The following is a 14329-nucleotide window of genomic DNA, read 5'->3' as shown; positions in this document are numbered from 1 at the left end:
CAAATGTGTTATCAGGAGTGAGTAATATGTCATCCAAAGTATAAATAAAAAACCAGCCACAAGGGCTGGTTTCAGACGGCTGACAAAGTCAAATGAAGGGGAAATGTACTGTTGGGGTCGCAGTCGTGTGAGTGACCGAAGCGCCCCTGGGGACAGTCAACCCTGCACGCACCTGGTTTAGCGTTAATACCGGTAGCGCGATAACACTCAGGCTGCTTGCTGGTCCACAGTATTATTCATCAGCCGACGAATAGGCACGATAAGCAATATCAGTACTGCGGCACAGATAACCAATGCAATTGAACAGCGGGCAAACAACGTCGGCAACATATCCAACTGGTCGGCTTTAACATGCCCACCAATCAGGCCAGCCGCCAGATTACCCAGAGAACTGGCGCAGAACCACAGCCCCATCACCTGGCCGCGCATTCTTGCGGGGGCCAATAACGTCATGGTAGCTAACCCGATTGGGCTTAAACACAGTTCACCCAGGGTCAGCAGCAAGATACTCATCACCAGCCACAGTGGAGAAACACCTGCACCGCCACTGCTGAGCACATGCTGAGCCGCATACATCATCACGGCAAAACCGGCCGCGGCACATAAAATACCAATAACAAATTTAGTGATACTGCTGGGCTGAATTTTCTTCTTCGCCAGGGCAGGCCAGGCCCAGCTAAATACCGGTGCCAGCAGGATAATAAACAGCGCATTTATTGACTGGAACCAGACCGTCGGGATCTCAAAGCCCATAAACATGCGGTCAGTATAATCATTGGCAAACAGGTTGAATGAGGTCGGTTTCTGTTCAAACGCTGACCAGAAGAACGCCGCAGAAACTAACAGAATGAAGCATACTAACAGACGAGCACGATCTTTACGGCTCATGTTGGCAAAGGCGAAAAGATAAATGAAATAGAGTGTCACTGAGGTCGCAATAACATACACCAGCAAACTGGCAACCAGTACCGGATTAATGGGGATGATCCCTTGCGAGATAAGCGCAATCACCACCACTACCAGCGCCATAATCGCAGTAACCCATTTACCGACACCTTGACGCTGATTGGTCGGTTTGTTCCAGCTAGAGTCCAGACCCACTTCGGCGTCATAGCGCTTCATCGCCGGGATAGCAAAGCCACGGAAGATAAGTAATGCCACCAGCATACCAATACCGCCGATACCAAAACCCCAGTGCCAGCCATGGGTTCGCAATAACCAGCCAGAAAGTAGCGGCGCGATAAATGACCCCATATTGATGCCCATATAGAACAGTGAGAAGCCTCCGTCGCGGCGGGCATCATCCGGCTTATACAGGGTACCGACCATGACTGAAATACAGGTCTTGAATAGACCAGTACCGAGCACGATAAACACCAAACCAATAAAGAACAGGTCATTGCCGAAGAAGGCAGATAACGCAATCGACAGATGGCCCAGCCCAATCAGGATCGAACCATACCAGACCGCGCGTTGCTGACCGAGCCAGTTATCAGCCAACCAGCCGCCGGGTAATGCTGCCAGATACATGCTACCGGCAAAAATCCCGACAATGGCCGAGGCTTGCTCACGGGGCAGACCCATACCACCGTCAAAAACAGTCGCGGCCATAAACAGGATTAACAGTGGGCGGATGCCGTAGAACGAGAACCGCTCCCACATTTCGGAAAGAAACAGCCCGCTGAGCGGATAAGGATGGCCGAAGAACGTACGGCCGCCTTGGTTGTTAACAGTGGTTTGCATCGGGTATTCCCATAAAATCGCCGTGAAGTCGGGCGAATAAGCCATCATCGAACGCTCACCCGTTTGGCACCGTGGCCAGTCGTCGGGGTCAACATTCGTTACAGTAGATTTTAACGTAAGAATAACGTTATTTTTTGTTTTCCGTCGGGGGTTATATCGTATTTTTAGATAAAAAGTCGATACACATTCTAATTATCAATCAGTTAAAATCTAATATAGGCGTTTTTTAGTTCTTTTTATGAGCAGATGACAAGAGTGGGCGCTTTTATCAAGATGAATGATTACCGCCGTTAATGGTATTAGTGGAACCGTTTCTGGCTAACGATCTTGCTGTTGTTGAGCTTCACGTTGCCGTGCTTTTAAGGGCTGACGTTGCAAACACCAATAAGAATAAATAGCGTTAAATAACACCACCGCCGCGGTGATAAAAAATACTGAGCGGAAGCCATAACTGGCAGAGACGGCAGCACCTAATAGCGGGCCACTGACATTACCAACATCACGAAACGATTGGTTATAACTGAAAATTCTGCCTGCGACCTGATTGGTGCAGTTATAAATCAATAACGTTTGTACCGCCGGTAATAATGCACCATCTGTTGCACCCAGTAAGAAGCGCAAGATCCCCAGTTGCAAGGGGGTCTGAACGAAAGCCATCGGGATAAGAATCAGCACCGACAGCGCCAGCATAGCAATCAGAATACGTTCCGGGCCGATTCTATCACCCAGTTTCCCTAATCGTGGCGCACTCATCAGCGCAGCAACACCGGGGACAGATGCAATCATGCCACTGACAAAGGCCAGATTATGAATATCTCCGGCCAACTCACGGACATACAATGTCAGGATGGGGGCAATGGAACCGGTCGCAATCTGGATAATCATGGTAGTGACAAACAGGCTAAGGATTAACTTAGGGTTCTTCAATGAGTTAAATACCTGCCGCCCGTTGAGCATATCTTTCTTCAGTACGGGTGAAAATTGCTCCCTGACGTACAGCCAGGTCATGACAAAACAGGCGAACAGCACGCCCGCAGTAATAAAGAACACTGGCCGTAAACCATAATTATCAGCCAACAGACCGCCAATCAATGGCCCGATTAATGCACCACTCACCCCACCGGTTGAGAGGGTACCCAACGCCCAACCACTCTTATTGCGCGGCACTTGAGTGGCGATCAGGGCATTGGCATTCGGAATAAAGCCACCCAGTAACCCCAACAGTGCGCGTAGCGCCAGAAATTGCCAGATATTCTGCGCCATACCCATTAATACCATTACAATCCCCATGCCCAATGCTGAACGCAATAGCATGACTTTCCTGCCTTTACGGTCAGCAAGGCTACCCCAGAAGGGCGCGGCAATGGCAGAAAATAGGAAGGTGATGCTGAACACCAGGCCGGACCACATATTCAATGACTGATGACCGCTCACGCCTAACTCTTCCACATATAATGGCAAGAATGGCATGATCAAACTAAACGCCGCGCCGGTTAGGAAACAACCTAACCAGGTGACAAATAAGTTTCTTTTCCAGTTAACCCGTTGTGGGTCCGAGGTCATACATTACCGATTAAGCAAGTGATTGCTTTGCGTCTCTTTATTCGTCGATAGGGCGTTTGAAGGGGCTGCAAAGCACAATAAGAAAACAGTTAGCTTGATAAGTATGCGCTCATAGTACATTGACATCAATGAGATGAATGTTAGTTTTTACTAAAACGGAAAGCTGGTTTGAAATGGAGGTATATGCTTATTCCAATAGGTAATAACTCTTACCCTGATACTGAATCGCGATGTTATAACCAATTTGGATAGCATGGCTGGTATGAATAGTATAACCGGCACAGATTGTATGAAAAAACCACGCCGGTAGCGGCGGAGTGGATCAGTATCGCATCAGAGGTTTAGCGATAAGCTTCGTTTTTGGTCATGGAGTAACGGCCACTGCCCAACAGCATGATTGCCACGCCTCCCAGGAAATACATCGCTTCGTTTTCCAGACCCCAGGCACCCACTTGAGTCAGAGTAAAGAATTTACCGGTACCGACCATCAATACCGCCACCAGCAGGTTAACGGCGTAAACAAATGCCGCGGGGCGGGTGAATAGGCCAAGAATAATCAGTAATGGAGTAATGATCTCACCAATGTAAACACCATAAGCTACAAAACCTGGGATACCTTGCGCTTGCAAAGACTCAGCTATCCAATGGGTACCGTGCTGAATTTTTGCCACACCATGGAACAACATCAGAATACCGAACGTAAGGCGTAATAATAACTTGCCACCATCCGGATGGTTAGTTAACCGCGTGAACCATCGATTGAGAGTTGCTAGCATATTTATCCTTATTAAGAAAAAAATAACCAGAAAATAACCCAGAGAAATTAATTCAGTATCGTCAGACCAGCCCCCTATCTCTATTGGATAATACTGATAGATTGCATCAAAAAAATTGATGTAAACTAATTATCATTATTATTGGTCATTCTTTTTTCGAATAAGCCATTACTGAATAGATTATTTACTCATACAACGAAGGCGCACCTTCCGGCCGGGTTTTAAAACGCCGATGCAGCCACATGTATTGATCAATGGCTTGGGTAATCTCTTTTTCAATCACTTTGTTCATAAAGGCTGCCGCTTCCACTTCGTTATCCAGTGGGAAGTTCTCCACGGCGGGCTGCAAAAGCAGTTGATAGCCCTTAGCATCAGGTAAACGACGTGGTGTGAAAGGAATAATCGCGGGTTTACCCATTCGTGCCAATAAATAAGTTCCGGTGGTGGTAGCGGCTTGGTTTACGGCGAACAGTGGTACAAATACACTGCTGCGCGGGCCGTAATCATGATCTGGGGCATACCAGATAATTTCGCCTTGTTTCAGGCTACGGATCATACCTTTCAGGTCCCGGCGATCCAACATGGCTTTATTTGAACGCATTCGACCCCAGGTCTGCATCCAGTCCATGGCTTTATTATCATGAGGGCGATAGACACCAATACCCGGATTGTAGATACCGAAAATACGGGCACCCAGTTCCAGCGTAAGAAAATGTAAGCCAATCAGCAACACGCCTTTGCCTTCATCACGTGCCTGCTGGATGTGTTCCAGCCCACTGACGGTGCACCAGCGTTCAATACGCCAGTTCGGCCAGAACCATGCCATACCGGTTTCAAACAGGCCCATTCCCACCGATTCAAAATTCTTAACCAGCAACTCATCGCGCTCAGCCGGAGGCATATCAGGAAAGCATAGCTCCAGATTACGCTGTGTTATTCGTTTACGTCGTTTGAGAAAACGCATGGAAAAGCGGCCAAGGGAAGTGCCAAGAACATAGATAACCGGGTAGGGAAGTCGTACCAATAGGTAGAGAATACCAAGGCCGATCCAGGTCAGCCAGTAACGTGGGTGCAGTAGTGAGCTTTTAAAAGAAGGAACTTGCATATTTGTTCTCAGTGCCATTGTCATTCATTCGGACAGTTAACTATTTACTCTTGATAGCGGAGTTGGGACTCACTTCGCAAGCCTCAAACGGTGCCGATACCAACCTGTTGGTCTGTCTCATCTGTGATTTAAGGTAGACTATTCTGGCATTTTTAGGGGCTTACAGGGAAAAAAGACCGCATTAAAAAATCATTTTTATGCTTTGTTGTTGATGATCCCGACCGGTAAATCAACCGGGTTGAACGTTAAATACCCCGATTTAATGAGGTTAATGACAACCTGCTCGGAGCGGTGACAACAAGCCGATCGTAAAGACGCCGTGAATACATCCATGTCGGCTCGAGCGCGGACGCTTTACTCTTCTGCCCGTCCTTACCTCGTAAGATCGAGTCGTCGAAGTTTGTCAGCCGTTTGCTTTAATTCGATTATTGTATCGGACTCAGCATGCTGACTAATTCAGCTAAGTTGTTAACCGCCATTTTTTCCATCACTTTGGCCCTATGCACTTCTACTGTTCTGACGGATACACAGGCTCTATCGGCGATATCGCGGTTAATCAAACCTTGCATAACCCATTGCGCAATCATCTGCTCTCGTGGCGTTAGGGAAGCATAGCGCTGTTGTACCTGTCGGCGGGTGATAAGTTGTTCTGATTGCTGAAAACCCTGTTGTAAGGCTGCAATCAACGGCGCAGTGGCGACCGGTTTTTGTAAGAAATCGACCGCGCCCAGTTTCATCTGCTCAACCGCCTGTGGCAGTTCGCCATGGGCGGTTATGACCAACCCACTGTATGGGGTTGCGGGTTTACGTAATCTGATTGAAGAAAAACTGAAAGACTCACGTCAACTGCCACTGTTTATCGCTATCGATGCTTTTATGAATGAAACCACGGCACTGGCTGATTATATCGTGCCGGATAGCCATAATTTTGAGCGCTGGGGGTTCAGTGCGCCGTGGGCTGGGGTGTGGGTGAAAGCCAGTACCGCCCGTTGGCCAGTGATAAAGTCGCGTACTGCTCGCACGGCTGAAGGCGAACCTGTCGCCATGGAAAGTCTCTTGATTGCGGTGGCGAAAGCATTACAACTGCCGGGATTTGGTGCCAATGCCATGCAGGACAATCAGGGCAATAATTTGCCACTGGATCGCGCTGAAGATTATTACTTACGGGCTGCCGCCAATATAGCGTATGGCGGTGAAAAACCACTGCCATTGGCCGCTGATGACGAGCTTAAGTTAACCGGAGTGGATCGGTTATAGCCTGCTTTACGGCGCAGTTTGCACCCTGATGAGCAACGGCGGGTGGCTTATTTGCTGGCCCGTGGCGGGCGCTTTGCACCTTATGAGAAAAGTTGGAACGGTGATGCCACCGGGCCGCGTGAGCGGGGCGGCTGTGCGGCAAGGATCACCCGCAAAACTGGAAGTGATTAGCTAGCAGGCAATCAATTTTGACTTAAATCCCTCCAATTGAAGAGGGATTTTTTATTTCTGCGTTATGATATCTCCGATATATAAACGGGTGTCATTCATTCACTCCGCTTTTACCGATGGTGAACGCCACTAAAGATGTGCCGTCGCGGTGTTTCAGGTATTATGTGCGCCGCGTGGGCCTGCCCGTGCCAAAATATCAGTTCTATTGCGCGGTGTATTATCGTGGTTAGCTGTCTAATGAATTACGTAACCCATTGAGCAGTAGTTAAATATTTATCAGTAACCTCTTCGAAAGACAGGAACGTACACCATGCCAGTGTTACATAACCGAATTTCTAATGAGGAACTTAAAGCGCGCATGTTGGCTGAAACCGAACCGCGCACCACAGTTTCTTTTTATAAATACTTTACTCTGGAAGATGCCAAAACCTTCCGCGATAGCCTGTATAGCCAATTTGTTAAACTCGGGGTATTTGGCCGGGTTTATGTGGCGAAGGAAGGGATCAATGCGCAAATCAGTGTGCCAGCTAATCGTTATGCTGAGTTCAAAACCGTACTGTTTGCCGCGCACCCAGCACTCGATCAGGTGCGGCTGAATGTGGCTCATGAGGATGACGGTAAGTCATTCTGGGTGCTGCGCATGAAAGTTCGCGAGCGCATTGTAGCCGATGGTCTCAATGATGACAGTTTCGATCCCAGCAATGTGGGGCATTATCTGAAGGCGGATCAGGTCAATCAGATGATCGACTCCCCCGATACCCTGTTTGTCGATATGCGCAATCATTATGAATACGAAGTGGGCCATTTCGAAAATGCGATCGAAGTCCCTTCTGATACCTTCCGTGAGCAACTGCCAATGGCGGTTGAAATGCTGCAACATGACAAAGATAAGAATATTGTTATGTATTGCACCGGAGGGATCCGTTGTGAGAAAGCCAGCGCTTATATGTTACATAATGGCTTTAAAAATGTGTATCACGTTGAAGGCGGCATTATCGAATATGCCCGTAAAGCGAAAGAACAAGGTTTGCCGCTGAAGTTTATTGGTAAAAACTTTGTTTTTGATGAGCGGATGGGCGAACGTATTTCTGACGATGTGATAGCACATTGCCATCAGTGCGGTACGGCTTGTGACACACATACTAACTGTAAGAATGACGGCTGCCATTTGCTGTTTATTCAGTGTCCGGCTTGTGCGGCAAAATTCGAAGGTTGCTGTAGTGCTATTTGTCAGGAAGAGCTGACGTTACCGCAGGAAGAACAACGTTCCCGTCGTGCAGGGCGTGAAAACGGTATTAAGATTTTCAACAAATCGAAGGGATTATTGCAAACCACCATGCATATTCCGATGCCAGAAAAGAGTGCGGATAATAAATAGTCGTAGGGTTAACCTACTGGATGTACTATTAAAGTTAGACGTTGTTGGTTATTTTATTCGATAGCGTCTTTTTTTGCCATTTTTAGAGCGGTGGCGGTTCCGATACAAGGATTGATAATGACAATACCTGGAGTGAGTAGCCAAGGGCTACGGTTAGTCACGATGCTGGCAATGTTGGTGGTCATCATGGCGGGGATCAAAGCAGCATCACCCATCGTGGTTCCATTCCTATTAGCTATATTTCTTGCTATCGTCCTGAATCCATTAGTAAAACTTCTGGAGCGGTTCAAAATTCCCCGCACCCTGGCGATTGTGTTATTAGTGACCATTATTATTTTACTCATGGCATTATTATTTGGCCGCTTAGGTTCGTCCCTCAATGAGTTTGCCCGCTCATTACCGCAATATCGCGGGATGATGCTGGAAAAAATGCGCGATCTACAAGAGTTCGCGATGCGCTTTAATATCGAGTTCTCGGTGGATGACATCATGAAGTATGTCGATCCCAGTACCGCGATGAACTTTGTCACCCGGTTGCTGAGTCACCTTTCAGGTGCCATGACCAGCATGTTCTTGCTGCTGATGACGGTGGTCTTTATGCTGTTTGAAGTCGAACGCCTACCTTATAAAATGCAATTGATGTTTGATAATCCGGAGCAAGGGAATGCTATCCTCAAACGTGCACTAAATGGCGTAACCCATTATCTGGTGATCAAAACGATTATTAGCATTGCAACGGGGATTGTTATTTGGCTATTCCTGGCAGCGATGGGGGTTCGTTTTGCTTTCCTTTGGGGGCTACTGGCGTTTGTATTAAATTATATTCCCAATATCGGCTCAGTATTGGCTGCCATTCCACCTATCATTCAGGCCCTGTTATTTAACGGTTTTGCCGATGCTTTTGCCGTCACTGGCGGGTATATTCTGATTAACCTGATTGGCGGCAATATTATTGACCCACGAATGATGGGGCGTGGCTTGGGCCTGTCAACGCTCGTGGTGTTCTTATCATTGATTTTCTGGGGGTGGCTATTAGGGCCTATTGGCATGTTGCTCTCAGTGCCGTTAACCATTATTGCCAAGATAGCACTTGAATTAACACCTGCTGGTTATAAATTTGCGGTGTTACTGAGTGATGGTAAACCCAGCCAAAATGAGTAGGACAAACTTCTGATATCGTATTTATCTCTGGGCCACAGGTGAATTTATGCCTGCTGGCCTGGCAAAGAAAGAGGTATTGCGAGAACGGGTTAATAAAAAAAGAGATAAATATCCAGCGCCAGTAGAATCAGCCATAAGCAGATGTAGATCAATAAATGCTCTCGTACATTATTGATAACCATCGAAAGACATTTATTTAACATACTGACTGCCTGCGGCTAAAATCGTCGCTCATTATAGGGACTTTTACTTTTGTAAACAATGAGCTGGCAAGTTAAATTCCTATATCTGTAAGTAATGAAAAAATACTCACTCAAATGTAAAGAGTCAATATTGTGTTTTAATAACAGTGCTAAATGTAATATGACCGATTACTTTAACGGTAAAGCATATCTACAATATTATTCCGACCAAATTACTCATGATAAAAAGACTACAGATGTATCCAGTCGATTAAAATAGATATCCCTTTCGCTATTATATTCTTAATTGCATGATTATGTTCAATATAAATATTTAAATACATTATAAATAAAACAGAGTTCCAGGCGATTTCTGACTTTTATTTTCTCGGTGATATGCCGCTTATGCGAATAAACCGTGCTATCGCTGATGTTTAACTTCCTGGCAATACGGTAATTTGGCATCTCCATCATCCAGTAGCACATCACTTTATGTTCTTGTGGGCTGAATAGGGATGCGGGGCAGGGGAGAGGTAGCTTATGGGGATACTCTGAAAGGTCTGATAGCTTTTGTAGCAGCTCAGGTAAGCGCCTTTTCGCCAGGATGGAGACTGAGTTAGTCAGAGGTATGGGGAACTCACTAAATGGATATGATGCATCCAGGTAAATATAAACTTGAGCCCGGCTACAACAACTTAGAAATTGTTCTAATAACGGACAATGTCCACCGTATCGACAATATTGCGTGAGATTAACAATGATTATCTCAGGATCAAAATCATAAATGGCTACTGTAGCCTGGCTAACTGAAGACACATCCATTAAATTGAGAGATGAATCGTTAGTCAAATATGAATTTACCCCTGAGCGGGTATAAAAACATTCGTCGATAATTAATATTTTCATGTGGCATACATCCTTGTCTAATAGCAACCATACCTGGCCGCATACAAGGATAAGGTAGCCTTCTGATGCCTAAAACGTCAATTCGGGAATCGCGAATGGTTTTGATGACTTTTACGAATAGAACCATCTGCTAATTATTAAATTAGCGATGTATTATACTTGTATAACGGTATAAATCAGTGGATAAAAAGCCGATGACTGATATAAAACAGAAACAGTCATCGGTAATAATTCGGTGAGGTACTGGCGTGTTACGGCATTAAAAATCAGTAAAACGAGACAAAGAAAAGGCCGAAATATCAATGGGTGACGGTTTATTCTGTGCAAAGAGTGCTGCTACTTCTCCCAGGGCTGTAGCGAACTTAAATCCATGACCGCTCAGGCCGGTTACCACCATAATATTGTCGTTATTCGGTAAGGTATCGATGATGAAATCTTCATCAGGGCTCATATCATAGCTACAGGCAGCACCGTGCAGGCAGACACCCACTCCTGGTAGGAAGTGACGTAAAAAACCAAATACTTCAGTGCCATCCTCCGCATAACGACCAAAAGGTTTACGTTGTGCGGCCGACTGAATGGGTTGCCCACCATTATGTTTGCCGAGTTTCAGTTCATCATTCTGTGAGGGGAAACCGTAATAGTGGATATTATCCGGTGTTTCTACTGTGAATGCGGGGAAATGGTTCCCCTCACTGTAGCGCCCGTCGGCATGATGCCAGGAAAAGACTTTGCGTAGGGTTGTCACGGGCAACTCGGGCAGCAGTTCTTTGACCCAGGTACCTATAGTGACAACGACTTTGTTGGCACTATAGGTACCGTCGATGGTCACAACATCAACGCCCTCATCCAGTGGCTTGATAGCGGTAACTGGACAATTGAATAGAATACCGCAACCCGCTTCAGTGACAGCTTTAATCAGCGTTTTAATGGCTAACTCTGAGCGCAGATAACCTGCTTGAGGTTCGAATACGCCGATATAGTTGTCTGGCACGGTAAATACCGGCCACTTTGCGCGGATCTGGCTAGCATCCAATATTTCTACAGGTAAATTATATTGTTGAGCACTATCTTTGGCATTTCTCAGAAAGGTTGAGTCATCAGAGCCGAGATTAATGACACCACTGGCATGGAATAACTTTTCGCCGGTCTGAGCAGATAATTGATCCCATAGAGTTTGTGCGCGCAAGACTAAAGGAACATATTTCTCCCCTTCACCATACGCATGACGGATGATTCGCGTATCGCCATGATGACTGCCAGCCTGATGTGGTGGCATAGCACGATCAATCATCAATACTTTTAGACCTGCTTGCGAGGCGTAGTAACCCGCCGCTGAACCAACAGAACCGCTGCCAATGACAATCAAATCATAATCCATGTTGTTACACTCCAAGTATCGTTGTCTGCCTTTCCTGCGGTATTCACCAGAGGATATAAATAAAAGTGAGTAACAGTAACGATATAATTAAAACGACAGTAATAACACGGGAAAGAGGGGAGAAAAAGGGATGTTACGTTTATCACTACGAGAATGGTTAATAAACAGGCACCCAGTGATATTCACTGGTGCCTGTTTTTTTGGATCATTGAAAGTATTATCAGATGGATAAAAATTAATGTTTACGGTGGTCAAGATCTTGATATTCCGATGACTCAATTTTAGCAATGCCAGCTTCTAAGATATTAATTAATTGGCGTGCAACATCGGTCGTCAGCCAGAGCGTTCTATCGACTAGTGCATCCTCTGGTGGTTGATCCAAAGAAGACAGGTAATGAAGACGTATCATCATCGCGTCGTATACATCTACCGTGCTGATATCCCAGCCTACAAGCGGGTGAGTCTGAATAACTTCATCATTTCTGTCCATAAAGACCCCTTATATAGTAGTTACTGATAGGAGTGACTAATGAGGATCAATGCGGCTCATTATTAAGTGAGCTTTTTCAGTATACGCAACCCGCAATGAATTTGGCGATTAATGGGAAATATTTACAAATTATTTATTATCTGATGATTAATTAATCAGAGAGTGAACGTGAGGTTAATAAAATAAGTATGCAGAGGCACAGGGAGGCTCAAATCTGAAATAAAAAAGCCGAGGAACGACTCCCCGGCAAAAACAGCATTAATGGGGTTACTCCGCATCGAACCAGTCGTCAGCGCTTTCCCATATTTCTTGTAATATTTCAGAGATCAGATCTTTATCTGTTTTGGCAGCGCCTAAAACAGAAAGATTATTCGCACCGGCATAGCGCACCTGTACCGCAGTAGTGGTATCGGGGAACTTTGTCGTTAGTCGTTTACTCAATTCATTGGTTAGCGCTTCAATAGCACCTGCGGGTAACTGATTTTTTCTGTCAATACTGACTTCAACACGCATATTTGCCCCTCCAAATATTAATACTGGTTATTTATACAGTGTAAATATTCAGGTTGCAAGTGACTGATATAAAAATCTGTCACCGGAGAGAGAATAATATTCTCCAGTGATAGTTATCAGCGTTTAACTGCCCAATTAATCGTCTGCCCGGCCAGAAATGGGATGACGGATTCATCACCTAACGGGATCTCTTCCGGCTGTTGGAACGGAGTCTTAACCAATTCAACAAAGCCTTCATTAAGCGGCAGGCCATAGAAGAGTGGGCCATTTAAGGAACAGAATGCTTCAAGATGTTGTAACGCCTCCATCTCTTCAAACACCGTAGCATAGGCAGGCAAGGCTGATGGCGCATTGAAAACCCCGGCACAGCCGCAAGATGACTCTTTACGCTGCCTGGTATGGGGAGCAGAGTCAGTCCCCAGGAAGAAACGGTCTGAGCCACTGGCTACCGCCTGACGTAATGCCTCTTGGTGAGTGCTACGCTTCAATATTGGCAGGCAGAACAAATGGGGGCGAATGCCGCCAACTAACATGTGATTCCGATTAAACATTAGATGCTGTGGAGTGATGGTCGCCCCGAGAAAACGATCGCCTGCCAGCACATAGTCGGCCGCATCTTTAGTCGTAATGTGCTCAAAGACAATTTTCAACTCAGGGAATTTGCAACGGATCGGTTCCAGTATTTGGTCAATAAAGCGAGCTTCACGATCGAATATATCGACAGTGGCTTCGGTGACTTCCCCATGAATAAGCAGCGGCATACCTATCTTCTGCATTTGCTCAAATAACGGGTATATCGCTGGGATATCGGATACACCGTGATTTGAGTTAGTCGTGGCATTGGCAGGATAGAGTTTTGCCGCAGTAAACACGCCCTGTTCAAAGCCGGCAGTCAGTTCTTTGGTATCAAGGGTATTGGTCAGGTAGCACGTCATTAATGGTGTGAATTTATGTCCGGCAGGTACTGCGGCTAAAATTTGTTCTCGATAAGCCTTGGCAGCGGCCACGGTGGTAATCGGCGCGGCCAGGTTTGGCATGACGATGGCACGGGCAAACACCTCGGATGTATAGGGCAGCACGGTACGGAGCATTTCGTCATCACGTAAGTGAATATGCCAGTCATCCGGGCGGCGAATTTTCAGGGTTTGGGGTTGTGCAGTCATTTAACGAGCTCCGCAGTCATGATGAGATATCGGGGTTTTATGCTGTTTCCGGCGGGGTGTAAGGATAAGCGGAAAATGCGCAGGATGCATCAATTGTTCGGGGTAAGTTGAAAATAACCTAAAAAGGGCATCTTATAGAGAGGCTCAAGCTAACATTGCCCGATAGGGCGAGCTGTTGATTGGCAGTAAAATACGGCTAATCGAATGTACTGATGGGAGAATAACTATGGAAGTCCGCGTCATCGCCAGTTTAGTGGCAAAGTCTGAATTTATTGATGAGATAAAAGAAGCGGTTCATCAGGTTATAGAACCGAGTCGCGAGGAAAAGGGGAGTCTACAATATGATCTCCATGCCGAAAACGACCAAAAAGGTTCTTTCGTGTTTTTCGAACGTTGGGCATCAGGCGACGCCTTGGAAAAACATAAGCACACTGAGCATGTTAAAGCTTTTATCAAAGCGATAGAAGGCAAGCTGGAAAGCCTTGAGATCAAGGAAGTGAAGCAGATAGCCTAAAAGACCTACCCGCCATGGGTAGCGTC

The 14329-nt window shown here is 46.1% G+C and carries 13 protein-coding genes and 2 pseudogenes; 4 read left to right on the top strand and 11 right to left on the bottom strand.

Features of this window, described 5'->3' with window-relative positions; genetic code table 11:
• Positions 1-207: 207 nt before the first annotated feature.
• The 5 genes and pseudogenes from AEP37_RS02855 to AEP37_RS02835 form a co-directional block, all read right to left on the bottom strand.
• On the bottom strand, positions 208-1743 hold the full coding sequence (locus AEP37_RS02855) for a peptide MFS transporter (protein ID WP_049609915.1): 1536 nt from the start codon (positions 1741-1743) through the stop codon (positions 208-210).
• Positions 1744-2061: 318 nt separating this feature from the next.
• On the bottom strand, positions 2062-3306 hold the full coding sequence (gene mdtG, locus AEP37_RS02850) for a multidrug efflux MFS transporter MdtG (protein WP_049609550.1): 1245 nt from the start codon (positions 3304-3306) through the stop codon (positions 2062-2064).
• Positions 3307-3647: 341 nt separating this feature from the next.
• Positions 3648-4082 (bottom strand): DoxX family protein, encoded by a 435-nt coding sequence (locus AEP37_RS02845; protein ID WP_049609547.1) that lies wholly within the window; start codon positions 4080-4082, stop codon positions 3648-3650.
• A 184-nt stretch (positions 4083-4266) separates the two neighbouring features.
• Positions 4267-5187, bottom strand: coding sequence for a Kdo(2)-lipid IV(A) acyltransferase (locus AEP37_RS02840; protein WP_049609909.1), 921 nt, complete (start codon positions 5185-5187; stop codon positions 4267-4269).
• A gap of 425 nt (positions 5188-5612) precedes the next feature.
• Positions 5613-5969, bottom strand: a pseudogene (locus tag AEP37_RS02835) (LuxR C-terminal-related transcriptional regulator); the annotation flags it as partial.
• Here AEP37_RS02835 and AEP37_RS25950 point away from each other — a divergent pair.
• The 3 genes and pseudogenes from AEP37_RS25950 to AEP37_RS02820 form a co-directional block, all read left to right on the top strand.
• Positions 5962-6558 (top strand): annotated as a pseudogene (locus tag AEP37_RS25950) (tetrathionate reductase subunit TtrA); the annotation flags it as partial. The pseudogenes AEP37_RS02835 and AEP37_RS25950 overlap by 8 nt on opposite strands.
• Positions 6559-6925: 367 nt before the next feature.
• Positions 6926-7993, top strand: a complete 1068-nt coding sequence (trhO, locus tag AEP37_RS02825; protein ID WP_049609542.1) for an oxygen-dependent tRNA uridine(34) hydroxylase TrhO — start codon at positions 6926-6928, stop codon at positions 7991-7993.
• A gap of 117 nt (positions 7994-8110) precedes the next feature.
• A complete protein-coding gene (locus AEP37_RS02820; protein ID WP_049609538.1) occupies positions 8111-9154 on the top strand; it encodes an AI-2E family transporter in 1044 nt (347 codons plus the stop codon).
• An 89-nt stretch (positions 9155-9243) separates the two neighbouring features.
• Here AEP37_RS02820 and AEP37_RS24560 read toward each other — a convergent pair whose 3' ends face one another.
• From AEP37_RS24560 to pyrC, 6 genes are all read right to left on the bottom strand, one after another.
• Positions 9244-9336: a DUF2770 family protein gene (locus tag AEP37_RS24560; protein ID WP_408068318.1), complete on the bottom strand. Its 93-nt coding sequence runs from the start codon at positions 9334-9336 to the stop codon at positions 9244-9246.
• Positions 9337-9657: 321 nt separating this feature from the next.
• The gene (locus tag AEP37_RS24175) at positions 9658-10242 is read right to left on the bottom strand and encodes a LuxR C-terminal-related transcriptional regulator (RefSeq protein WP_053101931.1); all 585 of its coding nucleotides are present in this window, start codon (positions 10240-10242) and stop codon (positions 9658-9660) included.
• A gap of 259 nt (positions 10243-10501) precedes the next feature.
• Positions 10502-11623 (bottom strand): N-methyl-L-tryptophan oxidase, encoded by a 1122-nt coding sequence (gene solA, locus AEP37_RS02815; protein WP_049609535.1) that lies wholly within the window; start codon positions 11621-11623, stop codon positions 10502-10504.
• 235 nt (positions 11624-11858) lie between these two features.
• Positions 11859-12113 carry a biofilm formation regulator BssS gene (bssS, locus tag AEP37_RS02810; RefSeq protein ID WP_042546233.1) on the bottom strand — a complete coding sequence of 85 codons (255 nt, stop codon included), beginning with the start codon at positions 12111-12113 and terminating at the stop codon, positions 11859-11861.
• Positions 12114-12380: 267 nt separating this feature from the next.
• Positions 12381-12626, bottom strand: coding sequence for a DNA damage-inducible protein I (gene dinI / locus AEP37_RS02805; RefSeq protein ID WP_049609531.1), 246 nt, complete (start codon positions 12624-12626; stop codon positions 12381-12383).
• A 116-nt stretch (positions 12627-12742) separates the two neighbouring features.
• Positions 12743-13789, bottom strand: coding sequence for a dihydroorotase (pyrC, locus tag AEP37_RS02800; protein ID WP_049609528.1), 1047 nt, complete (start codon positions 13787-13789; stop codon positions 12743-12745).
• Positions 13790-14015: 226 nt separating this feature from the next.
• Here pyrC and AEP37_RS02795 point away from each other — a divergent pair, with 226 nt between their 5' ends.
• Positions 14016-14303 carry a putative quinol monooxygenase gene (locus AEP37_RS02795; protein WP_049609525.1) on the top strand — a complete coding sequence of 96 codons (288 nt, stop codon included), beginning with the start codon at positions 14016-14018 and terminating at the stop codon, positions 14301-14303.
• Positions 14304-14329 lie beyond the last annotated feature (26 nt).

The organism is Yersinia pekkanenii (genome assembly GCF_001152565.1).
Taxonomy (GTDB): Bacteria; Pseudomonadota; Gammaproteobacteria; order Enterobacterales; family Enterobacteriaceae; genus Yersinia; species Yersinia pekkanenii.
Note: the sequence above shows the minus strand (reverse complement) of the source record. Positions and strands in the feature narration are given on the sequence as shown.